The 25555-nt window shown below is 72.5% G+C and carries 24 protein-coding genes; 12 read left to right on the forward strand and 12 right to left on the reverse strand.

Annotated elements, in window-relative coordinates; genetic code table 11:
* Positions 1–109: 109 nt before the first annotated feature.
* The 3 genes from ACSMXW_RS36380 to ACSMXW_RS36390 are packed head-to-tail and all read right to left on the reverse strand — an operon-like array spanning position 110 to position 3566.
* Positions 110–976, reverse strand: a complete 867-nt coding sequence (locus tag ACSMXW_RS36380; protein WP_485802763.1) for a carbohydrate ABC transporter permease — start codon at positions 974–976, stop codon at positions 110–112.
* Complete coding sequence (locus ACSMXW_RS36385; RefSeq protein ID WP_485802765.1) at positions 976–1992, reverse strand: carbohydrate ABC transporter permease; 1017 nt, start codon at positions 1990–1992, stop codon at positions 976–978. Before ACSMXW_RS36385 ends, ACSMXW_RS36380 begins: the two co-directional genes overlap by 1 nt.
* 20 nt (positions 1993–2012) lie before the next feature.
* Complete coding sequence (locus ACSMXW_RS36390; RefSeq protein ID WP_485802767.1) at positions 2013–3566, reverse strand: ABC transporter substrate-binding protein; 1554 nt, start codon at positions 3564–3566, stop codon at positions 2013–2015.
* A gap of 150 nt (positions 3567–3716) precedes the next feature.
* On the opposite strand from ACSMXW_RS36390, the gene ACSMXW_RS36395 reads away from it, so the two are divergent.
* The 3 genes from ACSMXW_RS36395 to ACSMXW_RS36405 are packed head-to-tail and all read left to right on the forward strand — an operon-like array spanning position 3717 to position 6915.
* Positions 3717–4763, forward strand: coding sequence for a zinc-dependent alcohol dehydrogenase (locus tag ACSMXW_RS36395; protein WP_485802769.1), 1047 nt, complete (start codon positions 3717–3719; stop codon positions 4761–4763).
* A gap of 11 nt (positions 4764–4774) precedes the next feature.
* The gene (locus ACSMXW_RS36400) at positions 4775–5575 is read left to right on the forward strand and encodes a sugar phosphate isomerase/epimerase family protein (protein ID WP_485802771.1); all 801 of its coding nucleotides are present in this window, start codon (positions 4775–4777) and stop codon (positions 5573–5575) included.
* Positions 5572–6915: an MGH1-like glycoside hydrolase domain-containing protein gene (locus ACSMXW_RS36405; RefSeq protein ID WP_485802773.1), complete on the forward strand. Its 1344-nt coding sequence runs from the start codon at positions 5572–5574 to the stop codon at positions 6913–6915. The genes ACSMXW_RS36400 and ACSMXW_RS36405 overlap by 4 nt, the downstream gene beginning before the upstream one ends.
* Before the next feature lie 53 nt (positions 6916–6968).
* Here the strand turns inward: ACSMXW_RS36405 and ACSMXW_RS36410 are convergent, their stop codons facing one another.
* The 5 genes from ACSMXW_RS36410 to ACSMXW_RS36430 all read right to left on the reverse strand — a co-directional run bounded on the left by ACSMXW_RS36410 (position 6969) and on the right by ACSMXW_RS36430 (position 10363).
* A complete protein-coding gene (locus ACSMXW_RS36410) occupies positions 6969–7496 on the reverse strand; it encodes a hypothetical protein (protein ID WP_485802774.1) in 528 nt (175 codons plus the stop codon).
* Positions 7497–7702: 206 nt separating this feature from the next.
* A complete protein-coding gene (locus ACSMXW_RS36415) occupies positions 7703–8005 on the reverse strand; it encodes a hypothetical protein (RefSeq protein ID WP_485802776.1) in 303 nt (100 codons plus the stop codon).
* Positions 8006–8240: 235 nt separating this feature from the next.
* Positions 8241–8618 (reverse strand): DUF3618 domain-containing protein, encoded by a 378-nt coding sequence (locus ACSMXW_RS36420; RefSeq protein ID WP_485802778.1) that lies wholly within the window; start codon positions 8616–8618, stop codon positions 8241–8243.
* Complete coding sequence (locus ACSMXW_RS36425; protein ID WP_485802780.1) at positions 8615–9031, reverse strand: phage holin family protein; 417 nt, start codon at positions 9029–9031, stop codon at positions 8615–8617. Before ACSMXW_RS36425 ends, ACSMXW_RS36420 begins: the two co-directional genes overlap by 4 nt.
* A 93-nt stretch (positions 9032–9124) precedes the next feature.
* Positions 9125–10363 (reverse strand): YihY/virulence factor BrkB family protein, encoded by a 1239-nt coding sequence (locus tag ACSMXW_RS36430; protein ID WP_485802782.1) that lies wholly within the window; start codon positions 10361–10363, stop codon positions 9125–9127.
* Positions 10364–10467: 104 nt separating this feature from the next.
* Between ACSMXW_RS36430 and ACSMXW_RS36435 the strand changes: the two genes are divergently transcribed.
* Positions 10468–10947: an MSMEG_6728 family protein gene (locus ACSMXW_RS36435; RefSeq protein ID WP_485802783.1), complete on the forward strand. Its 480-nt coding sequence runs from the start codon at positions 10468–10470 to the stop codon at positions 10945–10947.
* On the opposite strand, the gene ACSMXW_RS36440 is transcribed toward ACSMXW_RS36435, so the two are convergent.
* The gene (locus ACSMXW_RS36440; protein ID WP_485802785.1) at positions 10863–12038 is read right to left on the reverse strand and encodes an MGDG synthase family glycosyltransferase; all 1176 of its coding nucleotides are present in this window, start codon (positions 12036–12038) and stop codon (positions 10863–10865) included. The genes ACSMXW_RS36435 and ACSMXW_RS36440 overlap by 85 nt on opposite strands.
* Positions 12039–12409: 371 nt before the next feature.
* Between ACSMXW_RS36440 and ACSMXW_RS36445 the strand changes: the two genes are divergently transcribed.
* The 4 genes from ACSMXW_RS36445 to ACSMXW_RS36460 all read left to right on the forward strand — a co-directional run bounded on the left by ACSMXW_RS36445 (position 12410) and on the right by ACSMXW_RS36460 (position 16665).
* On the forward strand, positions 12410–13222 hold the full coding sequence (locus ACSMXW_RS36445) for an SDR family NAD(P)-dependent oxidoreductase (RefSeq protein ID WP_485802786.1): 813 nt from the start codon (positions 12410–12412) through the stop codon (positions 13220–13222).
* A 4-nt stretch (positions 13223–13226) separates the two neighbouring features.
* Positions 13227–14237, forward strand: coding sequence for a DMT family transporter (locus ACSMXW_RS36450; RefSeq protein WP_485802788.1), 1011 nt, complete (start codon positions 13227–13229; stop codon positions 14235–14237).
* Positions 14238–14503: 266 nt separating this feature from the next.
* On the forward strand, positions 14504–15208 hold the full coding sequence (locus tag ACSMXW_RS36455; protein ID WP_485802790.1) for a polysaccharide deacetylase family protein: 705 nt from the start codon (positions 14504–14506) through the stop codon (positions 15206–15208).
* Positions 15209–15537: 329 nt separating this feature from the next.
* Positions 15538–16665, forward strand: coding sequence for an NADH:flavin oxidoreductase (locus tag ACSMXW_RS36460; protein ID WP_485802792.1), 1128 nt, complete (start codon positions 15538–15540; stop codon positions 16663–16665).
* A 480-nt stretch (positions 16666–17145) separates the two neighbouring features.
* Here ACSMXW_RS36460 and ACSMXW_RS36465 read toward each other — a convergent pair whose 3' ends face one another.
* Entirely contained in the window at positions 17146–17961 is an 816-nt protein-coding gene (locus ACSMXW_RS36465) for a class I SAM-dependent methyltransferase (protein ID WP_485808529.1), read from the reverse strand.
* Between the two features lie 429 nt (positions 17962–18390).
* Here ACSMXW_RS36465 and ACSMXW_RS36470 point away from each other — a divergent pair, with 429 nt between their 5' ends.
* Entirely contained in the window at positions 18391–19143 is a 753-nt protein-coding gene (locus ACSMXW_RS36470) for a phytanoyl-CoA dioxygenase family protein (protein WP_485802794.1), read from the forward strand.
* Between the two features lie 656 nt (positions 19144–19799).
* Here the strand turns inward: ACSMXW_RS36470 and ACSMXW_RS36475 are convergent.
* On the reverse strand, positions 19800–20681 hold the full coding sequence (locus tag ACSMXW_RS36475; protein WP_485802796.1) for a LysR family transcriptional regulator: 882 nt from the start codon (positions 20679–20681) through the stop codon (positions 19800–19802).
* A gap of 78 nt (positions 20682–20759) precedes the next feature.
* Here ACSMXW_RS36475 and ACSMXW_RS36480 point away from each other — a divergent pair, with 78 nt between their 5' ends.
* From ACSMXW_RS36480 to ACSMXW_RS36490, 3 genes are all read left to right on the forward strand, one after another.
* Entirely contained in the window at positions 20760–22100 is a 1341-nt protein-coding gene (locus ACSMXW_RS36480; protein ID WP_485802798.1) for an acyclic terpene utilization AtuA family protein, read from the forward strand.
* On the forward strand, positions 22097–22426 hold the full coding sequence (locus ACSMXW_RS36485; protein WP_485802800.1) for an AtuA-related protein: 330 nt from the start codon (positions 22097–22099) through the stop codon (positions 22424–22426). The genes ACSMXW_RS36480 and ACSMXW_RS36485 overlap by 4 nt, the downstream gene beginning before the upstream one ends.
* A gap of 207 nt (positions 22427–22633) precedes the next feature.
* Complete coding sequence (locus ACSMXW_RS36490) at positions 22634–24106, forward strand: carboxylesterase/lipase family protein (protein WP_485802802.1); 1473 nt, start codon at positions 22634–22636, stop codon at positions 24104–24106.
* A 249-nt stretch (positions 24107–24355) separates the two neighbouring features.
* Here the strand turns inward: ACSMXW_RS36490 and ACSMXW_RS36495 are convergent, their stop codons facing one another.
* Entirely contained in the window at positions 24356–25429 is a 1074-nt protein-coding gene (locus ACSMXW_RS36495) for an aldo/keto reductase (RefSeq protein ID WP_485802804.1), read from the reverse strand.
* Between the last annotated feature and the right edge of the window lie 126 nt (positions 25430–25555).

Here is a 25555-nt window from a genome sequence, read left to right on the forward strand (position 1 = left end):
CCTCGTTCGTCCTGGCGGCGGCTCACGGGTCTGGACCCGGGCCGCCCGGCGGGCCGAGGAGCGGCAGTGTGCCGCGCCCCGGCCGCGCCCCGTCTCCGCCGCACCACGGCTAGGCCTTGTCCGCGCCGCTCGTCAGACCCTCCGTCAGCAGTCGCTCCGCAGCGTAGAACAGCGCCACGACGGGGATGGTCAGCACCACCGACCCGGCCATCAGCACCGTCTTCGGCACCTCGATGCCGCCCGCGAGCTGCTGGAGGCCCAGCGGCACCGTCCACTTGTCCGGGGAGGCCGCAAGGAACAGCAGCGCGAAGAGGAACTCGTTCCAGGCGATCATGAAGACATACAGCCCGGTGGCCATCAGGGACGGCACGCTCAGCGGCAGTACGACCTTGCGCACCGTCTGCAGCCGTGTACAGCCGTCCAGAGCGGCAGCCTCCTCGATGCTGTACGGGATCGTGGCGAAGTAGTTCTTCATCATGTAGATGGACACGGGCACGGTCTGTGCGATGTACACGATCGCCAGGCCCACCAGGTTCCCGGAGAGCCCGATCTTCGCGAACATCACGAACAGCGGCACCGCGAGCAGCGTGGCCGGGAAGAGGTACACGGCGAGGAAGAGTGCGCTCACCTGCCGGCTGCCGAAGAACTTCAGCCTGCTGACCGCATACGCGCCGGGCACGGCCGCCGCCAGGGTGAGCAGCACCGTGCCGAGCGCCACCAGGGCGGAGTTGAGCAGCATCCGCAGGAAGCCCTGCCCGCCCTGGGAGGTCGGCTTCAGCACGCTGCGGTAGGTGTCCAGGGTGAAGTCCCTGACCGGCACCCACAGCGACCCCGGGTCGAGCAGCAGGGCGTCGATCGGCTTCACCGACAGCATCAGCATGTAGTAGAAGGGCACGATGGTGATGAGGGCCACCACCACGATCGTCACCCAGCGTGCCACCCCGAAGAAGCGCTCCTCGAACTGCGCGCGGCTCATCACACCTCCTCCTGGGTCTTCTTGGCGAAGAACACGAAGTACAGGCCGAGCAGCGCCATCAGCACCACGGCCAGCACGAGGGCCTGCGCGGACGCCGCGCCCACGTCGAAGCGGGCGGTCAGGAAGTCGTAGACGCGCACGGCCACCACATCGGTGCCCGAGCCGCCGCCGGTGAGCAGGTAGACGTCGTCGAACTTGTTGAACGTCATGATGAACCGCAGCACGCACAGCAGCGCGATGACCGGCATGAGCTGGGGCAGCAGCACATAGCGGAACCGCTGCGTGGGGGTGGCGCCGTCGACGCGGGCCGCCTCCTCCAGGCCGGGTGGCACCGCCTGGAGCCTGGCCAGCAGGAAGAGGAAGGCGAAGGGGAAGTACCGCCAGGTCTCGAAGGCGATGACGGTCAGCAGCGCCAGCGGCACCCCGACGTGCCAGCCCAGCAGGTTCACCTCGTAGCTGCGGGTGGACAGGAACGCTATGGGGTCGTGCCAGCCGAGGAAGCGGGTGCCCCAGTTGTTGACGATGCCGTACTGCGGGCTGAGCGCCACCTCCCACACGAAGGTGACCGCCACGACCGGCGCGACGTACGGCAGCAGCATGGTGCCGCGCAGCAGCCCGCGGCCCCGGAACGGGCGGCGCAGCGCCAGGGCCGCGATCAGGCCCAGCACGACGGAGCCGGCGGTGCCGCCGACGGTGTAGACCAGCGTGGTGACCAGGCTGGACCAGAAGCCCGGCGAGCCGAAGACCTGGGAGAAGTTCCGCAGTGACCAGTTGCCGAACAGGCCCATGCCCTGGATGTCGACCAGCCGGGCCCGCTGGAAGGCCAGCAGGACGGTCCAGAGGATGGGCACGATCACGACCACCAGCACCACCACGAAGGTGGGGGTGACGAAGGCGAGGCCGGCCCGGTTCTCGCGGCGTGCCGCGGTCAGCGGACGCTTCGGTCGGCCTCCGGGCGCGGCGTGCGTGCCGGCCCGGCGCGGCGATCCGGTTCTGCTTGTAGTGGGTGCACTCATGGGATTTCCTCGGCGGGCGGCTACTGGAGGGACTTCTGGAGGGCGGACACCTCGGACTGCGCGTCCTGCGCTGCCTGGCGGGGCGAGGTCTGGCCGCTGGTCATCGCGGAGAGCGCCTTGGGCACCGGCAGCTCACCGTTGAGGGCGCCGACCAGGGCGCCCTGGCCCTGGGTGATGCCCCACCGCTGCATGGTGTCGACGCCGGCGACGAGCTGGTCGAGCAGCGCCTTCGGATACACCTGGTCCATCGGCTTGCGGATGTCCACGCCGATCTTGTCGGACCGCCAGGCCTGCTGGTACTCGTGGGGGCGGGCGGCCGTCCCCTCGCGAACGGGGATCATGCCTTCGGGCGCCATGCCGAACCAGTCCTTGTACCCGCTGCTCAGCATGTACGTGATGAACTTCCGGGACGCGGCGGTCTCGGCGGTCTTGGTGGTCGCCCAGGACGTGATCTCGCCGAACTGCGCGGGCTTCGCGTGGTCGGGGCCCGACAGCCCGGTGACCAGGCCGCTGTGGGAGGCGAGGAACCCCTTGTCCTTCTTGCACTCCGGGCAGGTCGGCAGCGCGTCCGAGCGCAGTCCGGCCAGCTCGTCGAGCAGGAACGACGACCAGAGCACGATGGACGACTGCCCGGCGAAGTAGGTGGCCCGGGTGGAGTCGACGGTCTGGGTGCCGGGGGCACCGTAGGTGCGGCCCAGCTTGTCGTAGGTGGAGAAGGTGGTGCGGCAGGCGGGTGAGTCGAGGGTGACCTTGCCCCCGCCGTTCACGAGCTGGCAGCCGTTGGCCAGCGCCAGGTCCTCGAAGCTCTGCTGGGTGAAGGGGTCGGACGGGTCGGTGGAGGCCGAGATCCCGTACTGGCCGTGCTTGGTGAGCGCGGCGGCGTCCTTGACGAGGTTGGCGTAGGTGTCCGGGGCCGGCAGGTGGGCCTTGGCCAGCCGGTCCTTGCGGTAGGCGAGCAGCTGCAGCCAGGCGTCGGACGGCACCGAGAGCTGCTTTCCGGCGTCCGAGGTGAGCCGCAGGGCGTTGGCGTTCCACGTGCCGCGGCCCAGGCTCCGCACGATGTCCCCGCTGACCTTGGTGTTCAGCAGACCGTTGCTGTACATCTGCCAGATCTGGCCCATCGGCACCGCGCCCAGCACATCGGGCAGCGTGCCGGAGGCCGCCGCGGACATGATGAGCTGCGGGAGCTGGCCCTCGTCCACGCCGACCAGCTTCACCTTGATCCCGGTCTGCTGCTCGAAGCGTTGGACGATCTTCTTCGTCGCCGCCATCTGCGGGGGCAGGTTCTGCTCCGACCAGACCGTGATGGTCTTGTCCGGCGCGGCGGGGCCGACGCGGGAGGAGCAGCCCGCCAGGACGCCGGTGCTCAGTGCCGCGGCGAGCCCGAGTGCCGTGAGCCTCCGCGCGGGGCGGGCCGCGCGCCGAGCGCGGATGCTGCCTCCGGCCGGGCCGGCCGGCCGGAGCGGCGGGGCCGCACGGCCCGACGCGCCCCTGCCGAGCACCCGGGAGATCCGGGACGGCCGGGCCGATCCGGCTGCCGGGGCCGTTCTGGAACGGCGGATCCACCATTGCATGCGCTGTCCTTCTCCCTACTTCCGCTGGGTTCTGACGCATCTCAGCACTACTTTTGCGTATTGACAAGACATAAGTCGCGGGTATCTTCGACGTTGTCCCCACGGCTGGGTCTTCCCGGCCGACTGAACCAAGGCTTTCGGAGTCGCCACGTGGAACGTGTCGTCCAGTTCACCGGCCCACGACAGGTGGAGGTGGCCGAGCACCCGCGTGCCGAGCTGCCGGCCGGGCACCTGCGGGTGCGCACCCGTTTCTCGGGTGTGTCCGCGGGCACCGAGCTCACCGCCTACCGAGGCACCAACCCGTACCTGACCCGCACCTGGGACGCCGAGGCACGGCTCTTCCGGGAGGGTGCGGCCGGCATCCAGTACCCGGTGGCGGGCTGGGGCTACTCCGAGACCGGTGAGGTCACCGAGGTCGCGCCCGATGTCGCGGGTGCGCCGGGCGTGCCGGCCGTGGGCGACCTCGTGTACGGCATCTGGGGGCACCGCAGCGAGGGCGTGGTGCCCGCGGAGCGGCTCGTGGGACACACCCTCCCCGCCGGATTCGACCCGCTCGCGGCCACGTTCGCACGGGTCGGCGCCATCGCGCTGAACGCCGTGCTGGCCGCCGACATCCACCTCGGTGAGGACGTCACCGTCTTCGGCCAGGGCGTCATCGGCCTGCTCACCACCCGGCTCGCCCAGCTCAACGGCGCCCGGGTCACCGCCGTCGACGCCCTCGACGGACGCCTGGCCACCGCCCGCGCCTTCGGCGCGGCCACCACCCTCAACGCCAGGAGCGACGCCGTCGCCGAGACCCTCCGCACCGCCACCGGCGGCCGCGGCGCCGACGTGGCCATCGAGATCAGCGGCGCGTACCCGGCCCTGCACGAGGCGCTACGCTCGGTCACCACCGGTGGCCGAGTGGTCGCCTCCGGTTTCTACCAGGGCGACGGCATCGGGCTGCGCCTGGGCGACGAGTTCCACCACAACCGCATCCAGCTCATCTGCTCCCAGATCGGCGGCGTGCCCCCGCAGCTCGCGCCCCGGTGGAACGTCGAGCGGCTGCAGCAGACCTTCCTCACACTCGTCGCCGAGCAGCGCGTCGACGTCGCCTCGCTCGTCAGCCATGTCGTACCGGCCGACCGCGCCGCCGACGCCTATGTCCTGCTCGACGAGCGCCCCGCCGACGCCCTCCAGGTCGTCCTGGAATTCTGAGAGGCCCCCACATGCTGAAGACCGCCTGCCAGGAGCAACTGCTTCCCGGTGCCACCCTCCAGGAGAAGTGGGAGTTCGCGCAGCGCGCCGGCTACGACGGCATCGAGCTGCGCGGCAAGGGCGACCTGCACTTCCAGGGGCGGCTGCCCGAGCTGCGCGGAGCCCTCGCCGACGGGGTCGTGATGCCCACCGTCTGCGTGGACATGCTGCACTTCTTCGGCGCCTTCGACGACGACCTGCGCCGTGATGCCATCGTGCAGATGAAGTCCCAGCTCTCCGTGATCGCGGAGCTGGGCGGCCTGGGCGCCCAGACGCCCGCCTCGTACGGGATGTTCTCGCGCCGCCTGCCGCCCTTCGAACCGCCCCGCGGCGAGGAGGAGGAGCGCACCGTCCTGCTCGAAGGCCTCACCGAACTCGGCGAGCACGCCAGGGCGGAGGGCGTCACCCTCTTCCTCGAACCGCTCAACCGCTACGAGGACCACATGGTCAACCGCCTCGAACAGGCCGTGGACCTGATCCGCGCCACCGGGCTCGACTCGGTGCGCATCGGCATCGACAGCTACCACATGAACATCGAGGAGGCCGACCCGGCCGGCGCGATCCTCGCCGCCGCCCCCTACATCGGCCATGCGCAGGTGAGCGACTCCAACCGCTTCCAGCCCGGCGCCGGCCACCTCGACTGGCCCGCCTGGCTCGGTGCCCTGCACGCCGCCGGCTACAACGGCTACCTGGCCCTGGAGAGCCGCCTCACCGGCGACCCGGTCGCCGCGGTCCGCTCCGTCCCCGCCTTCCTGCGCAGGAACGGCGCATGACCCAGACCGCGCTCGACACCCCCACAACCCCCACCCCCCACCCACGCACTCCCCGGGACGCGGCCGCGCGGGTCCTGCTGACGCACTGGACCGGTGCCGGCACCGTGCCGTCCCTGACGCTCTACCCGCACCAGTGGAGCTGGGACTCCGCGTTCATCGCGATCGGCCTGCGGCACCTGTCCCCGTACCGGGCGCAGCGCGAGCTGGAGACGCTCTGCGGCGCACAGTGGGCGGACGGCCGCATCCCGCACATCGTGTTCAACCCGGCCGTGCCGCCCGACGCCTACTTCCCCGGCCCCGGCTTCTGGCGCTCGGGACAGGCCGGCGCCGCGGCCGGGGCCCCCGCCGGGACGGAGACCTCGGGGATCGTGCAGCCACCGGTGCACGCCCTGGCGGCCTGGCTGGTGCACAGCAGCGACCCGGAGCTGTCCCGGCGGCGCGGTTTCCTCGCCCGGCTCCACCCCCGGCTCGCCGCCTGGCACCGCTACCTCGCGGACCGCCGCGACCTCGGCGGGCAGGGCCTGGCGGCCGTCGTCCACCCGTGGGAGTCCGGCATGGACAACAGCCCCTGCTGGGACGGGCCGCTCGCGCGCGTCGAGCCGGCGCCGGCCGACTCCTTCCGGCGCGCCGACCTCGCCCACGGCGCTCCGGCCGACCGGCCCACGGACGACGACTACGGCCGCTATGTGCGGCTCGCCACGCACTACCGCGACCAGCGCTACGACGACGCCGCGGCACCGCATCCGTTCGCCGTGGAGGACCCCGCGTTCAACGCGTTCCTCGCCGTCTCCGAACACGCCCTCGCCGCCATCGCGGAGAGCCTCGGCCGACCCGCCGAGCCGCACCGGGAGCGCGCCCGTGCGCTCACCGAGGCGCTGGTGGCCCGGCTGTGGCAGCCGGAGGCGGGCCAGTTCCTCTGCCGGGACCTGGTCTCCGGCGCCCTCATCGAGGAGCGGAGTGTCAGCGGCCTGCTGCCGCTGGCCGTACCCGGCCTGCCCGGCCGGGTCGCCCGGGCCCTGCTGGACACCCTGCACGGCCCGCACTTCGCACCGGGCACGCCGAACGCCCTGGTGCCCAGCTACGACCTGCTGGGGCCCGCGTACGACGCATCCCGCTACTGGCGGGGCCCCGCATGGTTCAACGTCAACTGGACGCTGGAGCGCGGACTGCGCGAGTACGGTGCCGAGGACACCGCGGACCGGCTGGCGGGGGCGCTCCTGACGGCGGCCACCACCTCGGACTTCGCCGAGTACGTCGACGCCCGTACCGGGCAGGCACACGGCAGCCGGGATTTCGCCTGGACGGCGGCGGTGGCCCTGGACGTGCTCGCCCGGGGCTGACCCGCCGCACCCCGGCACGGAGAGGGGCCCCACCCGCGCCGGGGCGCCGCACCCTAACCGACCTCGCCCTCCCGTACATCGGCCCCCCACGCGGCCAGCCGGCCCGCGAGGGGGCCGGTGCCGTCCAGGACGTGCCGGGAGAACGCCTCCCGCTCATGGGCGAGGAGCGCCGCCTCCCAGACGCACGGGGCGAGGCCGGTGCGCCCGGGCCGCAGCCGGCCGGGCTCACCGGCCGGGCCGGTGAAGACCGCGAGGTCGGACATGTGCCCCTCGATCCAGCTGTGCACGAGGACGTAGTCGCCGTCGCCGCCCGCGTGCACGATCAGCACGGCGAGCCCGAGCGATCCGCGCAGCCGGCCCAGTTCCAGATGCCCGGCGGCGATCCGCAGCGCACCGGCGGCCTCCGCCTCGCCGACCGTGCGCCCCGGTGCCGTAAGCCCGTAGACTTTCACCAGGTGCCCGGCGGCCGTACGCGTCCCGAAGGCGCGTGCCGCACGCGTGTGGTGGGCGTCGGCCAGCGCCAGCAGCGCCTGTGTGTCGACCGCGGCCGGCAGCGGAGCGGTATGCGTCTGGATGCTCATCAGCACATCATGCAACACCGCCGGCGCCGACCGCCCCGGGAAGCGGCGCTCGGCCCGGTGAGCGGTGCGGGTGCTTCCGCCCCAGGTCGTCACGGGACGGCCCGGAGTGCTCCGTGCCGTCCCGTGACCCTGCCGCCGAGTGCTCCGCCCGCCCGCGGTCGCGTGCCGGCGCGAGCGCCGGGCGGCAGGGGGAGACGAGGGGGCGCTCAGTCCTCGCCGCGCACGATGTGCGAGTCCGGTCCAGCCTCCGTGGGTTCCTGGTAGCCGCCCCGGCCGCGCAGGGCCGGTATGCAGGTGCGGATGCCTCCGGCCTGCCGGGGGCCGGCCCGGAGAGTCGCCGTGGACGCAGGCCGGGTGTCGGTGCGGTGAGTCGCCGTGGACGCAGGCCGGGTGTCGGTGCGGTGAGTCGCCGCGGAGGTCGGCGCGGAGGTCAGCGGGGTCCCGTGGGCCGCGCCGGCCGGGGGCGCCGGCCGGGGGCCCGGGTGCTTCTCCTTGTGGGGTGTGTCCATGGTCGTTCATCGTCCTTCGTGGTGAGACCTGAAGAACAGCGCACTTCACGGGTGCCCTTGGCGAGGCGGTTCTAACGGCCGGTACGCGGGCGTGCCCGAGCGTCCCGTGCGGGGTGTCGCGGCTCGGGGTCGGCGCCGCGACACCCGCACGGTACGGCGGCGGGCCCGCCGGCGTGGTGCCGGCGGGCCCGGGGGCGCCCGGCCGCGCGCTGCCCGGGGGCGCGGCCGGCGGGGCTCAGTGGCCCCGGTGGCAGTAGCGGCGGCGGCCCACGGCGAGCACGGTGCCCGCGGCGGCCACGACGGCGAGGGTGATGAGTATCCGCCTGTCCCTCAGGAGCGCCAGGGAGGCGCCCTTCCCGCCCTCCGCCCGGGGCGTCCCGCCGCGCTGCTTCACCTGCGACGCCGTGCCGTGCGCCTTGCCCCTGACCTGTGTGGCCCTGCTGTGCATCTGCTCCCTGACCTGGGCCGCCCGCTGCTGGGCACGGGACTTGACGTCCGCCTTGGCGGCCAGCGCCTCCACCGTGTGGCCCAGCTCCGTCCGCAGCTCCTCGACCTGGGCGCGGAGTTCGGCGGGCGTGGCGGAGGCCCCGGGATGTGAGTTGCGGTGGTTCATCGGTGTGCCGCCTCCCTCAGTTCGGCCACATCGGTCTTGACGCTGGCGATGGTCTCCCGTGGCGCGGCGGGAGTGGCCCGGCCCATCTCCAGCCGGCCCGCGATGCCCATGACGCCCGCGATCAGCAGCAGCGCGCCGACGACGACCAGGGCCGAGGCCCATACCGGCAGAACCGCCGTCACGGCGGCGATCGCCGCGACCACCAGTCCCTCCAGTGCGAGGAACGCCATCAGCCCCGCCCCGCTGAACAGGCCCCCGCTGATCCCGAACCGCTTGCCCTTCAGCCGCATCTCCGCCTGGGCCAGGTGGAGCTCCTGGCGCACCAGCTGCGAAATCTGCTCGGACGCGCGGGAGACCAGCACGCCCACCGACTCGTCGGCGGTGCCCTGCCGGTCGTGGTAGACGGTGCTCACGCTCCTCACCTGCCTTTCCCTGCCGTTGCTCGGTCCCAGCACGGGGTACCCCGAAGACCGGCGTCGATGCCGCGGGGTGGTTCACGCGGCGCGTCACTCCTCCGCGCGGCGCCGGTCCTTCCTGCTCCACTTGCGGGTGTCCCGCGGCACGGCGTACCGTGCCCGCCGCGCCTTGCCGCCACCGGTGAGGGACCGCTCGCGAGCCAGCTCCGCGTCGAACTCCAGGCCCAGCAGCACCGCCAGGTTGCCGATCCACAGCCACACCAGGAAGACGATCACCCCGGCCAGCGTGCCGTAGGTCGCGTTGTACGAGCCGAAGTTCGCCACGTACACGCCGAAGCCGGCCGAGGCGGCGATCCAGATCAACAGGGCCAGACAGCTGCCCGGGGCGACCCAGCGCACCTTGTGGGCCTTCACGTTCGGGCTCGCCCAGTACAGCAGCGAGATCATGGCGGACACCAGCACCACCAGCACCGGCCACTTGGCGATCGACCACGCCGTCAGCGCCGTGTGGCCGACGCCGAGGGCCGATCCGGCGCGCTGCGCGATCCCGCCCGTGAAGACCACGATCAGCGCGCTTGCGCAGGCGAGCAGCACCAACGCCACCGTCACTCCGAGCCGCACCAGCAGCACCCGCACCATCGGGCGGCCCTCCGGCATGCCCCAGACGGCGTTGGCACTGCGGATGAACGCCGCCACATAGCCCGAGGCCGACCACAGCGCACCCAGCACACCGACCACCGCCAGCGCCGACCCCAGCGAGGCATTGGCCTGGAGGTGGTGCACGGCGTCCGTGATCGTGGTGTCGGTGGAGGCGGGCGTGAACCGCTTGACCGTGTCCACGACCTCGTCCGCCACCCCGGGCCCGGCGAGGCCCAGGAGCGAGACCAGCACCAGCAGGGCGGGGAAGAGCGAGAGCACGGCGTAGTACGTCAGCGCCGCCGCCCGGTCGGTCAGCTCGTCCTCCTGGAACTCCCGGGCCGTGCGGCGCAGCACCGCCCGCAAGGAGCGGCCGGCGGTCTGCTCGGGCTCGTCGGCGACGGCCGCCCCGGCACCGGCCGGTGCCCCGCCCCCGCCCCCGTCCGCGCCCTCCTGCCGCGCGCCGTCCTGCCGCCCGCGGTTCGGCCGGCTTCCCGTGCGGTCTCCGAGCCGGTCCCGCAGACGGTCTCCGGCGCCGTCCTGTGAGCCGCCGTGTGGCCCGGTGCCGTCGTGTGCCCCGCCGTGCCTGTCGCCGATGCCCGCGCGGTCGTGTCCCGCGTCGCCGTCCGCGTGGCCGTGGTGCCCGCGGTGGCCCAGATGGGTGAGGTGTTCCCAATACGTCAGCCGTGTCATGCGTGTACGGGTAACCCGAAATCGCCGCAACCCGGCCGGTCTTCTTCTGCCCGTCCTCGCCGCCGGCCGGCGCGGCCCCGGCGGCGCGCGGGTAGAGCACCACCATGCAGACGTTCCTCCCGTACCCGGACTTCGCCGAGACCGCCGCCGTGCTGGACCTGCGACGGCTCGGCAAGCAGCGGGTGGAGGCCCTCCAGGTGCTGCGCGGCCTGACCGTGGCCGGGCACGGCTGGCGGCGGCACCCCGCGGTGCGGATGTGGCACGGCTACGAGGAGGCGCTGGTCCGCTACGGCCTCCAGATGTGCGCCCGGTGGACCGCCGGGGGACGCGCCGACACCTGTGCGGCCTCCCTGCTCGCCGGCTATGCCTCCCGGGGCCCGGACCAGGCGGTGCGCACGCAACGGGAGCTGGCCGCGGCCGGCGAGCTGCCGCCCTGGCTGGGCGATCCTGACTTTCACCGCAGCCACCGGTCCGCGCTGGTCCGCAAGGACCCGGCCCACTACGCGGGGCTGTTCCCCGGTGTGCCCGACGACCTGCCGTATGTGTGGCCGGCGTCCGACCGCGACCCGGAGGCAGGCGACTGAGGACCGGGGCCGCCCGCGGCCAGCTCCTCCAGCGGCCGCACCGCGTCGGAGCGCAGCAGCGCCCGGCCCGCCGCGATCCGCCGCTCGCGGACCGGCCCCGGCGGGGTGAGCGTGTCCAGCGCGCGGATCAGCGACCACGAGTCCCACGCATGGTCGCTGAGGCCGAGCTGCGCCATCGTCCTGACGCCCGCCACGCCGTGGCCCGGAATGGGGCGGTAGCCGATCACGGGAACCCCGGTGGCCAGCGCCTCCAGCGCGGTCTGCCCGGCGGCGTTGTCGATCAGGGCGCGCGAGGCGCCCAGCAGCCCCGGCATGTCCTCGGTCCAGCCCAGGGCAAGCGCCCCCGGCTCCCGGGCCAGTTCCCTGCGCAACCGGGCGTTGTCCCCGCACAGCACCACCGGCAGGTACCCGGCCGCGGACACCAGCCACGCCGTGTGCGCCACCCGTGTGCCCACCCCCCAGGCGCCCGCCGACACCAGCACGGGCCCCCCGGGCGTCCCGGCGAGTCGCGCCGCCCAGTCGTCCCCGGTGGGCGCGGGGCCGAGGAACCGCTCGCCCACCAGCGGCCCCGACACGGCCGCGGGGCGCCCCAGCGTCTCCCGCACGCGGGCCGCGATCTCGGGGGTGAGGCAGAGCTGGAGGTCATTGCCCGGGTGCAGCCACTGGCGGTGCGCGGCGAAGTCGGTGATCACCACCGCCGCCGGCACCCGCAGTCGGCCCCGGGCCCGCAGCCGGCCGGTCAGCTGGGCGGAGAGGTGGAACGTCGCCACCACCGTGTCCGGCCGCTCCCGGGCCACCAGGTCCAGCAGCGCCCGCTCCGCCAGGGTCGCCAGCGGCGCGACGCCCGGGCGCGGCCCGGACCCCGGCCGGAAGAACGCCGCGTACACGCCCGCGTACACCGCGGGGAAGCGGCCGACGGCCGTCCGGTAGAAACCGCGTACGCCGCCCCCGAGGCCGCCGGGGAGCAGGTCGAGCACATCGGCGTGGGCCGTGTGGTGGCCTGCCGCCCGCAGCCTGCGGGCCAGCTCCGCGGCGACCGCGTCGTGTCCGCGGCCCATGCTTGCGCTCACGATGAGGAATCGTGCGGGCATCCGCCGTCCTCCGGTTCGTCAGTGGGGTGCCCGCCGGATGCCGGGCGGGTCCCTGCCCTCCGGCGCGCCCCGGCCCCGTGGCCGGTCCTGCCCCGCGGCACCCGGGCCAGGTTCGGACCCGGGGTGCCGCTGGGTGCCCTCGGCCGGGGTATCCGCGGTCGGCCCGCCTCAAACGGCCGGACCGGCAGGAGGGGCGCCGCCGAGCGCGGAGACCGCCGACGTCCCCCCGTTCGGGTTCCGCCGCTGCTGCGGACGGCCCCGGAAAGGTTTACGAGCCCCCGGGCCCGGCTACTTCAACACGACCCCGCACGTCGTGCCGCAGCGATCGACGTGGTGCACCGGCGTGACCACGGCGGACGGAGGCAGATGTCATGGCCCGCACGGATTCCGGCGTCACCCACCGGCCCGCCCCGGATCTGGCGGACCCGGGCGGCACCGCGCACGGCGTGGCCCTGGTGACGGGCGCGTCGTCGGGCATCGGGGCGGCCGTGGCGCGGCGGCTCGCCGCCGAGGGCGACTGGCGGCTGCTGCTCACCGGCCGTGACCAGGTCCGCCTGGACGCGGTGGCGGCGGCGACCTCCGCCACGGCCCTGCGCGCCGACCTCACCGCCGAGGACGACACCGCGCACCTGGTGCGCGAGGTGCTCCGCGCGGCGGGCCGCATCGACCTGCTGGTCGCGGGCGCCGGCGTCGGCTGGGCGGGGTCCTTCCACGCCATGCCCTGGTCGGCGGCCGACCGGGTGCTGTCCGTGGACCTCGTCGCCGTCGTCCGCCTGGTCCGCCTCGTGCTGCCGCACATGCTCGCGGCGGGCGGCGGGCACATCGTGCTGATCGGCTCGGTCGCGGGCACCCTCGGGGTGCGCGGCGAGGCCGTCTACTCCGCGGCCAAGGCCGCCGTCGCGACCTTCGCCGACGCCTTGCGCTACGAACTGGACGGCACCGGGGTACGCCTCACGCACGTCCTGCCGGGCGTCGTCGACACCCCCTTCTTCGAGCGGCGCGGCGCCCCCTACACCCGCGGCCGACCCCGGCCGATGGCGCCGGAGAAGGTGGCCGAGGCGGTGTGCGCGGCGCTGCGGCAGGGCCGCCACGAGGTGTACGTGCCCGCCTGGCTGAGGGTGCCGGCCCTGGTGCGCGGTGTCGCGCCCGGCCTCTACCACCGGCTGGCCGCACGGTTCGGGTGATGGTGTGGACGCGCTCACGGTTGCCCTGGCGCTGCTCGCGGCGGTGGGCAACGGTGCCGCGTCCGTGCTGCAGCGGCGCGCCGCGGTGGAGCAGAAGGCCGAGGACGTCCGCCACCCGGACGTCGGCCCGCAGGCCCGGCAGGTGCTGCGCCGGATGCTCGGGCTGCTGCGGCGCAGGTACTGGCTGGCCGGATTCGCGGCGATGGTGCTCGCCGCGGTGTTCCAGGCCGGTGCGCTGACCGTCGGGGAACTGTCCGTGGTGCAGCCGCTGCTCGCCAGCGAGCTGCTGTTCACGCTGCTGCTCGGCAGCATGGTCTTCCGGCACCGGCCGGGCGCGCTCACCTGGCTGTCGTTCCTGATGCTCGCCGCGGGACTCGGGCTCTTCATGGGCGCGGCGGCCCCGACAGGCGGTGCCGCGACCTCCGACGCGGCGCACTGGCTGCCGGCCGGCGCCTGCCTGGCCGTGGCGGTGTCCCTGCTCACCATCCTCGCCCACACGGTGCACGGCACACCCCGCGCCACCGTGCTGGGTACGATCACCGCCATCGGCTTCGCCTGCACGGCCGCGCTGATCAAGGAGGTCACCGGGCGCATCCCCGACGGCGCGTCGGACGTGTTCACCAGCGGCTACCTGTACGCCACCGGTGCGGTGGGGTTCCTCAGCTTCCTCGTCCTGCAGAGCACCCTGCGGGCCGGCACCCTGGCGGCCTCCCAGCCGGCGCTGACACTCGGCGACGCGCTGGTCAGCGTGGCCCTCGGCTGGGCACTGTTCGGGGAACAGGTGTCCCTGGGCGACCATCCGCTCGCCGGTGTCCTCGGCGTCCTCCTGATCGCCGCCGGCACCACCGGGCTCTCCCGCTCCCCGGCGGTCCACGGGGAGTGGGACACCGTGGTGGTCGGCGAGGCCTCCGCGGGACCGCGGCGCCGTCCGCGCCTGCGGCCGCGGCTGCGCACCCGCCTGCGCCCGCAACGCGCCCGGTGGCGCAACCGCCGGCGAGGAAGGTGGCGGCCGTGACCGCCCAGCCGCCCGGCGGGCTCCCCGGGCGACCCGGACTCCCGGGGCACATACGGCGACCCGGACTTCCCCGGTTCGTACGGCGACCCGGACTTCCCGGGCCCGGGCGCCGGCACGGATTCCCCGGGCTCGTACGGCGGCCCGGATTCCCCGGGCTCGTACGGCGGCCCGGCGGGCATCCCGAACGACCGGTTGTACCGGTTGCACCGGTCGTACCGCTTGCGCCGCGCCGGGTCGGACGGCAGGCGGCGCTGGCGGCCCTGCCCGTGCTTCCGGCACTGGCCCTGGCCGCGCACATCGCGCCCGCCGGCACCTGGCTGCCGGGGGTGCGCCGGGTGGTGTGGCCCGCGCTCGCCGGCCTCGGGGACCGTGGGCATGTGGCCCTGACCTTCGACGACGGGCCGGACCCGGACAGCACCCCGTGCTTCCTGGACGCCCTGGACCGACTGGGGGTGCGGGCCACGTTCTTCGTGCTCGGTGAGGCGGTACAGGAGCATCCGGAACTGGCACGCGAGATCGCCGACCGCGGCCATGAGCTGGCCGTGCACGGCTGGACGCACGGCCACCCCTGGCTGCCCGCCCCCGGCCGGGACGCCCGGGAGCTGGCGCGTGCCCGGCGGGTCGTGCGGCGGGCCTCCGGCGCGGTGCCCGGCTGGTACCGCCCGCCGTACGGCATCCTCACGAGCGGACGCTGGCTCGCCGCGCACCGCTGCGGGCTGCGGCCGGTGCTCTGGTCGGCCTGGGGCCGGGACTGGACGGCCGAGGCCACGCCCGCGTCCGTACTGGCGACGGTCCGCCGCGATCTGCGCGGCGGCGGCACGGTCCTCCTGCACGACAGCGACCGCACCGCGGCACCCGGCGCCTGGCGGGCCACCCTGGCGATGCTGCCGGATCTCATCGCGCACTGCCGTGCGGCGGGCCTGGACGTGGGACCCCTCGCGGACCACGGAATCGACACCGACCGCCGATGAGAACGGGTCTCCGACCCGGCCGCCCCCAAAGACCGCGGGGAACCGCGCGCCCGCCCACGACGAGGCGGGGCCTCGTCGTGGCCTACGAAGGGTGCGCTCGGGCTCGCGGCCGCTGCACCGGCCGGTGGCGGGTCCCGCACGCGGTTCCCCGCGCCCTTCCGGGGTGTCCTGTCCTACAGCGACGCGCAGGACCACTGAGTGTGTCCGGGGTCACGCCGTGGCTCATCGTGTGTACGGAATGCGCAGGCCGGTGGGTGAGGTTGCTTTGGGTGACACACCTGTAGGTGTGCCGTACAACCGGTTAGCAGAGCCACTTGAGGAGCCCCTACGTGACCGTCAGCACGCCCAACGCCGCCCGCACGGCCGATATCCTCTCCCGCCCGATCGTGCTCAACGGTCTCACCGTCCCCAACAGGATCGTGATGGCCCCGATGACCCGCATGTTCTCCCCGGGCGGCGTCCCCGGCGAGGACGTGGTGGCGTACTACGGGCGTCGCGCCGCCGCCGGTGTCGGTCTGATCGTCACCGAGGGCACCTACGTGGGCCACGAGTCGGCGGGCAGCAGCGACCGTGTGCCGCGCTTCCACGGCGAGGACCAGCTTGCGGGCTGGGCGAAGGTCGCGGAGGCGGTGCATGCGGCGGGCGGCACCATCGTCCCGCAGCTGTGGCACATCGGCATGGTCCGCGAGCAGGGCCAGCAGCCGTTCCCCGAGGCCCCGGCCGTCGGCCCCTCCGGTCTGCGCATAGACGGCAGCGAGGGCGGCAAGGCCATGACGCGCACCGACCTGGACGCCGTCATCGGCGCTTTCGCTCAGGCCGCGGCGGACGCCGAGCGCATCGGGTTCGACGGCGTGGAGATCCACGGCGCCCACGGCTACCTTGTCGACCAGTTCCTGTGGGCGGGCACGAACCGCCGTACGGACGTGTACGGCGGCGATCCGGTGGCCCGTACGAAGTTCGCGTCGGAGATCGTCGCCGCGATCCGCGAGACCGTGTCGCCGCAGTTCCCCGTCATCTTCCGCTATTCGCAGTGGAAGCAGGAGGCCTACGACGCCCGCCTGGCCGAGACCCCGGAGGAGCTGGAGGCGATCCTGACGCCGCTCGTGGCGGCCGGTGCCGACGTGTTCCACGCCTCCACGCGCCGCTACTGGCTCCCCGAGTTCGAGGGCTCCGACCTCAACCTGGCCGGCTGGACGAAGAAGCTGACCGGCAAGCCGGCCATCACCGTGGGCTCGGTCGGTCTGAACGGAGGCGACTTCCTCGAGTCCTTCCAGGGCCAGGGCTCCGGGGTGGGCAACCTCGACAACCTTCTGGATCGGCTCGAGCGCGACGAGTTCGACCTCGTCGCCGTGGGCCGTGCACTGCTCCAGGACCCCGAGTGGGCGGCGAAGGTGCTCTCCGGCCGTTTCGACGAGCTGAAGCCGTACGACGCGGTGGCCACGAAGACGCTCAGCTGAGGAGACAGCCGCCAGGGGGTGCCAGGGGGAACGGTTGTCGATCGCCTGAACCATGGCAGGCGGTCACCGGCGGGGCGGGCCGTCGTGACGGTACCCGCCCCGCGTGGTGCCCGCCGCCGCGGGCCCCGGGCCGCTCGTCGTCCCCCTGAACCCGGTATTCGCCCCGACCGGCACCCACACCCCGGACCGGCCGCCCGCCCCGCGGTCGTACGGGCCTCGACCCGGACGACCGTGTCGTTCACCTGGACCGATGCCACCAACACGCCCTCGACCGAGGAAACAGCAGCTCGTTCCACCGCGGCGGCACTTCGTTCACGGCGAAGGACTGATGACCGCACCACTGTCCAGCCAGGCGATCTATCGGGCGAACTTCAGTGGTCGTAGGCGGTCGGTGCGCGCATGACGGGCTGGCCGCGCGTGAACCCGGCTCCGCTCATCAGGCCCCCGTGGCATCGATCATCCGGGGAACCGGGAGGCGCTCTACCGGCGGACCGCCGAGATGAGACCGCCGGGCCGCTCCTCGCGCTGCGGCGGGGTGCTGATCGGGCGGCCGTAGGCGGCGGCGCACTCGCGCAGGGTGTGGCTGTCGGCCTCCCAGCCGTGCCCGGCCAGCCAGCCCACCGGGTCGTCGGGCATCTCCGAGACCCACATGGACGCCGCCGATCCCGGCGCGGCGTCCGCGCCGAAGCGGTCGATCACGCCGCGCGAGCCCAATGTGAGCCCCATCCGACTGCCTGCCGCCGACTGCGCGCTGATCCGGGCCAGCAGTAGCTCCACCGCGTCCTCGGGCAGATAGATCAGTAGTCCTTCGGCGATCCACGCGGTCGGCACGGCCGGGTCGTGCCCTGCTGCGGCCAGCGCGCCTGGCCAGTCCTCACGCAGATCCACCGCGACGGTGATCCGTTCGCAGCGTGCGACGGCACGCTCCTGGCGCAGCACCGAAGCCTTGAAGTCCAGTGGTGCAGCGGTGTCGACCTCGAACAGCCGGGTGCCCTCGGGCCAGTCCATCCGGAAGGCCCGGCTGTCCATGCCGGCGCCGAGCAGCACGACCTGCCGGACCCCGGACGCGGAGGCCTGCTGCAACAGGTCGTCGAGGAACTTCGTCCTGATGACGATGGAGAACGACACGGCCAGCCGGCGGCGTCGCGCGGCCTCGTCATCGGGCAGTGGCGGCGAGGAGGGCCACAGGCCGCCGGCGGCTGCGAAGGCCTGTGCCAGTGGGTCGCGGAACAGCGCGTTCTCCCGCTCGGTCTCCAGCGCCCGCACCCTGGCCACCCCCACGGCCGTGGCCCACACTCCCGACGGCCGCACCCGCTCCTGCTCACCAGTCACCGCGCCAGCCTAGATGATCGATTTTCGGGGGCCTGATGAGGGGAGCCAGGCTCGTGCGCGGCCAGCCGCTCACGCGCGCACCGACCGCCTGCGACCGCTGAAACCCCCATGAGGCGAGGCGAAGATCAACAGTCACCCCGTGTGCGCGACCACACGAAGTGGACCAGAGCCCTGCAAGCAGCAGCACCGGCGACCGGTTCGGGAGGCAGGCGGGGGCGGGGGCGGCTTGGAGATGTCGGTGAGACATGACGTCACGGTGGGACGGTTCGCCGCCCGTGCGGGCCTGCTTGAAGCTCCTCCGAGCTGCCGCTGTAGATCAGCTCCGTGGTGACCGCCTTGTCCGCCCCGGTAATTCGCTTGCCCACATGGATCGTCGGTTGATGGAGTGAGGCGGTGGCTACCGTGATCACTGAGGACATGAGGACGTCGTTCCGCCAGCAGGGATACCTCGTGGTTCCAGGCGTGCTGACTCCTCGGGAGGTCGCAGTGGGACGCAGGGTGGTTGCGGCGATGTTGGCGAAGCAGCCTCCCGCCGAGGGACACACGGGTCCGCACTTCATCTTCCGGCAGTTCGGACACCAGGGGCATCCGCTGCTCGACTTCTTCTTCCAGACGCCTATCGAGGAGCTGGCGCGGCAGTTGCTCCGCGGTGGGCTCGGCATCCAGAGGCCGGAAGGCGTGCAGGTGGCCACCACGGTTCCCCCCTGGCCGCACCGCCCAGGAGGGCCACATGTCGACGGGCTGACGCCGACGGAACCCGACGGCCGACCGGGCACGTTCACCCTGCTCGCGGGTGCGTGGCTCACTGATCACACGTCACCCGGGCGGGGCAACTTGTGGCTGTGGCCCGGTACCCACCTCAGATTCGGCCGGTATCTCGCCGAGCGGGGAGCGGATGCCCTCAGACGAGTTGAGGACATGGCGCCTGGACCGTACCCGAAGATCGAACTCGGCGATCCGGTGCAAGCGGTCGGCCCGGCCGGCAGCGTTCTCTTCGCGCACTACCTGCTCGCGCACAACATCGGCGACCACGTCGGCTCAGCCGATGACGAGGGCCGGGAGACCCTTTATTACCGACTGCAAGCCGACGGCCACCGAGACCGGTGGCAAGAAGCGGTCACGGCGCCGTTGAGTGAATTCGCCTGAGTAGCTTCGAGGGCCGGCGGGCCGCCGAGACGGGGCTGTCATCATCGGGCCGTCCCCGGCCGGCTCTTCTGCCCGCGTGCCCGGGTGCCGGCGAGGCGGTAGGCGTCGGTCCCGGTTTCGAATGTTGGCGATCTGTCCCTCGACGCCGCCCTTCTCGTGGACGCCTTCGAGGCCCGGGCGGCGGTAAGAGCTCCCGATGCCGAAAGTCGACCGGGACGCGATCCACCAATCGGCCTCCACCCTCGCCCGGCTCAGTCCGAGCACCCGTGCGACGGCTGCCTTGAGGTTGTCGTAGCGGACCTTCCCCGCAGGCACATCCAGAGCGGTCGCTCGGGGCGGGGGCTTCCCACGCGGCTCCGGCCAACCGAATCCACTGCCTTACGGACCGTCCGCCACGTCACGTCATGCTTGCGCTCAAGCTCCCGCATCGACACGCCGCCGCGATGGCGACGCCGGATCGCCGCCTACCGCCCGACCTGCGACATCTGCGGCATGACCAGCACCTTGACGCGGGTAGCCGGTGACCGGCAGCACCTTGACGCGGATAGCCGGTGACCGGCGGTGCACCGCGACCTGTCTGCGGTGCGACCCCAGCGCGGCCTGCGCGCTTGCGTTGTCGCAGCCCTCTCCCCGGGCTCGGCGGCCGCCTTCCGCGTTCATGCGGTGACCAGGTGGTCCACGAGTCGCTGTGAGGCGGGGGAGAGAGGTTCTCCGCGGCGCCGGTACAGCGACAGCTTCCTGGTGATGACGGGGTTTTCCAGGGGGCGGGTGACGAGGTGGGTGAAGGACAGCAGCGGCAGGACCAGTTCCGGCATGGCGCTGATGCCGAGGCCGCTGGCGATCATCCCGCCCGCCGTGGCGACCGTTCGTGTCTCGGCGAGAGTCTCGGGCTCGACGTCTGCCTGCGCGAAACCGAGGTCCGTGAGCCTGCGCACGCTGCTGTCCGTGCTGAGCGCAATGAACCGTTCAGCAGCGAGATCGGACCAGAAGAGATTCGTCCGTGCGCTGTACGGGTGGTCGGGAGGCAGGACGGCCACCACCCGGTCGTGAGCCAGCGGCTGCCGGGCGAGGTCGGATGCGGCCGGACTCTGGTCGGCGATCGCGAGGTCGGCCGATCCTGAACGCAGGTGGTCGATCACTTCCCGGGTGGTTCCGTCCAGAAGGTGCAGGGTGGTGCCGGGGTGCTCGGCGAGGAATCCGACCAGGATCGGTGGGAGCAGCACGGCGGCGACGGAGGGCAGGGCGGCGATCCTGACGTGACCGTAGTCGCCCGCGCGGTATGCGGAGAAGCGCTTCATGCCCAGTCGGTAGGTGTCCAGCACACCTTCCGCGACGGTCAGGAACTCGGTTGCCGCGGCGGTCATATCGACCGAGCGAGTGGTCCTGGTGAACAACCGGACGCCCAGTTTGCGCTCGATCTCCCCGATGGTTCGGCTGACGACCGGCTGGCTCAGCCTCAGCTCCGCAGCGGCCCGGGTGAACGAGCGAGTTCGCGCGACCCGCCGGAAGACGTCCAGCTGTTGTAGCGTCAAATCCATGCTCCCAGAGCATAGATGGAGAACTTATTGATAGTGGAGGTGTGACCGGAAGAGGCTCATGCTGGCGGGCGGAGGGTGATGATGAAGAAGATCAGAATTGGCTCCGGCGCCGGTTTCGCCGACGACCGCATCGAGCCTGCGGCCGAGCTCGCCGAGCACGGGCGGTTGGACTACCTGGTGTTCGAGTGCCTCGCCGAACGGACCATCGCGCTCGCCCAGCGCGACCGCCTACGGGACCCGGAGGCCGGGTACAGCCCGTTGCTGGGTGAGCGGATGGACGCGGTGCTGGACCACTGCTCCAGCCAGGGCGTCAAGATCATCACCAACATGGGCGCCGCCAACCCGCTCGGGGCGGCGAAGCTGGTCGCCGGCATCGCCCGGCGCAAGGGCCTGCGCCACCTGAGGATCGCCGCAGTCACCGGCGATGACGTACTGAGCCTGGTCAAGGGGAGCGACCTGCCGCTGATGGAGCGGGACGCCACCCTCTCCTCCCTGGGGGACACGATCGTGTCAGCCAACGCCTATCTGGGCTGCGACGCCGTCGTGGAGGCGCTGGCCCGCGGTGCCGATGTCGTGATCACCGGGCGGATCGCGGACCCGTCGCTGTACCTGGCTCCTTTGGTGTACGAGTTCGGCTGGCGCCTGGACGACTGGGACGTGCTGGGCCGAGGCATCGGTGTCGGCCACCTGCTGGAGTGCGCCGGTCAGGTGACAGGCGGGTACTTCGCCGATCCCGGGTTCAAGGACGTGCCGGACCTGGCCCGCCTCGGCTTCCCCCTCGCCGAGGTCGCCGAGGACGGCTCGTTCACGATCACGAAGGTGCCCGGTTCAGGTGGCCGGGTGACCGTACGCACCTGCACCGAGCAGTTGCTGTACGAGGTGCACGACCCCGCTGCGTACCTCTCGGCGGACGCGGTGGCGGACTTCTCCGGCGCGCGGCTGACCCAGGTCGGTGACGACGCGGTCGCGGTGTCGGGGATCACCGGCAGGCAACGCCCGGACCTGCTCAAGGTCTCCGTCGGCTACCTCGCCGGCTATGTCGGCGAAGGCGAGATCTCCTACGCCGGACCGAATGCCGTCGCCCGTGGCCGGCTGGCCCTGGATGTGGTGCGCGAGCGCCTGCACATGGCCGGCGTGCCCACCGCCGAAGCCCGCTTCGAACTCATCGGTGTGGACGCCGTGCACCGCGGCGCGGCCAGGTACCCGGTGGAACCCCAGGAGACGCGTGCCCGCGTGGCCGCCCGTACGGCCACCCTCGACCAGGCCCGCCGGATCGGCCACGAGGTCCGGGCGCTGTGGCTCAATGGCCCTGCTGGAGGCGGCGGCGCCACCGGTCGCACCCACAAGGTCGTCGCCATCCTCTCCGTCTTCGTGCCGCGTGACCGGGTGGAGACCGAGATCACCTTCATGGCGGCATGATGAGACTGCACGAACTGGCGCACAGCCGTGCCGGCGACAAGGGCACCATCGCCGACATCTCCGTCATCGCCTACCGAGCACGCGACTACGAGTTCCTGCGCACCCGACTGACCGCCGAACGCGTACGCGAACACTTCGCCGACATCGTCGACGGCCCCGTGCAGCGGTATGAGTTGCCCCAGCTGCACGCACTCAAGTTCGTCCTGCACGACGCCCTCGACGAGGGGGCGACCCACACCCTCAACGTGGACGTGCACGGCAAGAGCCTGAGCTTCTGCCTCCTTGAGATGGAACTTGACCCACCACGGGAGTCCGCCGCGACATGAACCGCCGTTGCGGGTCATTGCCCTTCCCCACTGCTGCTTTCCCGCTGGTGGAGGGAGAACCCGAGCACGTTGAGCCGGCCGGCGGAGCGCCATGCCGCGATCGGCCGGTCCGGCGGATGAACCAACCGCCTTGGAGGTCGTGGAGGCCGGCACCGTCGGCAAGCCTCCGCCAGCGGCCAAGGCGCCGACGACGTACGGAGAACGGACATGACCACCAGCACGTTGACGACGACCACGGCCGGCGATGTACGGGGCCGGGCCCAGCCCGGCGGAGGTGTGCTTTTCGCGGGCGTCCCGTTCGCGCGGCCCCCGGTCGGCGATCTTCGGCTGCGACCGCCTCAGCCGGTCGTCCCATGGACCGGAGTTCGTGACGCGACCGCCTTTCCGCCGAATCCTGCTCAGCGCGGAACCGCCCTGCTGGCGGATCCCTTCGGACTCGCCGGACGCATCACCAGTGAGGACTGCCTGTACCTCAACGTGTGCACCCCCGGTGTCGACGGTAGGCGTCCCGTGCTCGTGTGGCTCTTCGGCGGCGGGTTCGAGATCGGCTCGGCATCCCCGCCCATGACCGACGTCGTCTCGCTCTCCCGCGCCACGGGTTGTGTGGTCCTGGCCCTCAACTACCGCGTGGGTGCACTCGGCTGGCTGCACCTGGCTGATCTCGGTGGGTCCGACTGGGCCGGGAGTACCAACCTCGGCCTGCAGGACCAGATCGCCGGACTCCGGTGGGTACGGGAGAACATCGCCGCGTTCGGCGGCGACCCGGAGAACATCACCGTCGCCGGTGAGTCCGCGGGCGCGTTCTCGATCGGCGCGCTCCTCGCGGTGCCCTCGTCGGCGGGCCTCTTCCACCGCGCGATCCTCAGCAGCGGAAACACCGAGAAGGTGTACACCGCCGCGACGGCGACGGCGATGGCCGAGGACCTGTTCGCCGCGTTGCGCCTGTCGACGGTGGAGGAGTTGCGCACAGTGCCCGCCGATCGTGTTCTCGACGTTCAGCTCACCGTGATCGATTCCGACATCGGGCGCCGGAACCTGCCCGGTGGTCGCGCTTGGGGCGTGGTGCACGACGGGAGCGTGCTCCACCGTCTCCCCTCGGTGGCGGTACGAGAGGGCGCAGCAGCCGGCCTCACTCTGCTCGTCAGCACCAACCGGGATGAGGTCCAGCTGTTCGAAACCGCGCCGGGCTTCCGCCCCGAGAACGAGGACGCCCTCCTCGCCGACATGCGCCAGGCCGGTTTCGACCGCCCCGGGGAACTGCTCGGCGCATACCGTGAACATGATCCGCAGGCCGACCTGACGCGGCTCCGTTCCCGATTCCTCACCGACGCCGTCTACCGCTTTCCTGCGAACCGGCTGGCACGGGCCCAGGTCGAAGCGGGCGGAAAGGCATACCGGGCCCTGTTCGCCGCCGACCCGCTCGGACCCGAGGCGGGCACGCCGCACGGGGCGGACCTCCCCTTCATCTTCGGCGCGCTCGCCGCGTTCGGGATGGACACCGCCGCCAACCACGCCATCCGGGACGACCTCCTCGGCACCTGGCGGCGCTTCGCCGAGACCGGCGACCCCGGCTGGCCCGTCTATGACAGCGCAACCGCACCCAACACCCGCGTCTTCTCCGCTTCCGGCGGCCTTGTCTCCGAACCCACGCACGACGAGGTCACCGCGCTATGGAGTTGACGCAAGAACGGTCGGACGATCTCGCCCGCCGCCGCCCGGCGTTCTGCACCGGCAGCCGCTTCTCCGCAGCTCGTCCGCCGTGAGGCCGGCCCGCCGACCGGCACCCACGTGGCGCCTGAGGACCCTGGTCGCGCGGTCGCCGCGTAACGTTCCGGGCCAAGCCCGGCGGGTGGCGCCGGCCCGCGACGTGCCGGCCCGCCCGGCGCGACCGTGATTGCCGCGTCGTGCTGGAAGTCGCCGTCGGCGAGCTCACCGGTAGCCGCCCAGATCCTCGTCGTCGCCCACGGCACGCCGTACCGTGGTGCGGCGGTCGTCGACCGCACGCCAACGGTCACCGTACGCGCTGGTGATGATCCGCTCGGTGCGTGAGACGTTGTGGGGGAAGCCGAGGGTGGGCGCGCTCAGCTCGTTCAGGCGTGCCGTCTGCGCCGCGTCCAGCTGGACGTCGGCGCTGCCGAGATTGTCCCGCATCTGGTGCTCGTCACGGGCGCCGAGAAGGGGTACGACGGTGCCGGGGCGCGTCCGCAGCCAGGCCAGGGCGACCTGTGCGGGCGACCAGCCCCCTTCGTCGGCGACGGCCATCACCTCCCGCACGACGTCGTCGTCGTCCTCGCCGGGACGGAAACTGCCATCACGGTCCAGCCGCCCCGTCTCACCACGCAGATACTTGCCCGTGAGCCGACCCTCTGCCAGCGGCCCCCACGCCACCACGGGCAGATCAAACGCGCCTGCCATGGGCAGAAGCTCACGCTCAGGGGTGCGCTCCAGCAGGTTGTAGCGGATCTGGAGGCCGACGAACGGTGACCAGCCGCGCAGCTCGGCCAGCGTGTTGGCCTGCGCGATCTCCCAGGCCGGCCAGCCGGACACCCCGACGTAGAGCACCTTCCCGGCCCGCACCTGGTCGTCCAGCGCGCGCATGATCTCGGGCACGGGGGTGAGCGTGTCGCGCACGTGCACCCACAGCAGGTCGATCCGGTCCGTGCGCAGGCGGCGCAGACTGGTCTCCAGCGAGTCCACCAGGTTCTTACGGTGGTTGCCCACGGAGTTCATGTCCCCGGGGCGGGTCTGGGAGCTGTACTTCGTCGCCAGCACGAACCGGTTCCGGCGCTTCTCCAGCAGCTCGCCCAGGATCGTTTCCGACGAGCCGCCGGTGTAGCCGACAGCGGTGTCCAGGAAGTTCCCTCCGGCGTCCGCGTACATGTCCAGCAGGCGGGCGCTGGTCTCCTTCGGGGCTCCCCAGCCCCAGTCCTCCCCGAAGGTCATCGTGCCGAATGCCAGCTCCGACACCCGCACCCCGGACTTCCCCAGCAGCGTGTAGCGCACGACAGGTTCCTTCCACTCCCGTGTATCGACGTCCCCAGCCTGGTCGTCGATCCGCTCCCGGCGGCAGGGCGGGCTCGTCCGTAGGACTGGCTGTACCAGGCACCCCCGGCCTGCTACGGGGTGACG

This window comes from Streptomyces sp. DSM 116793, assembly GCF_057320905.1.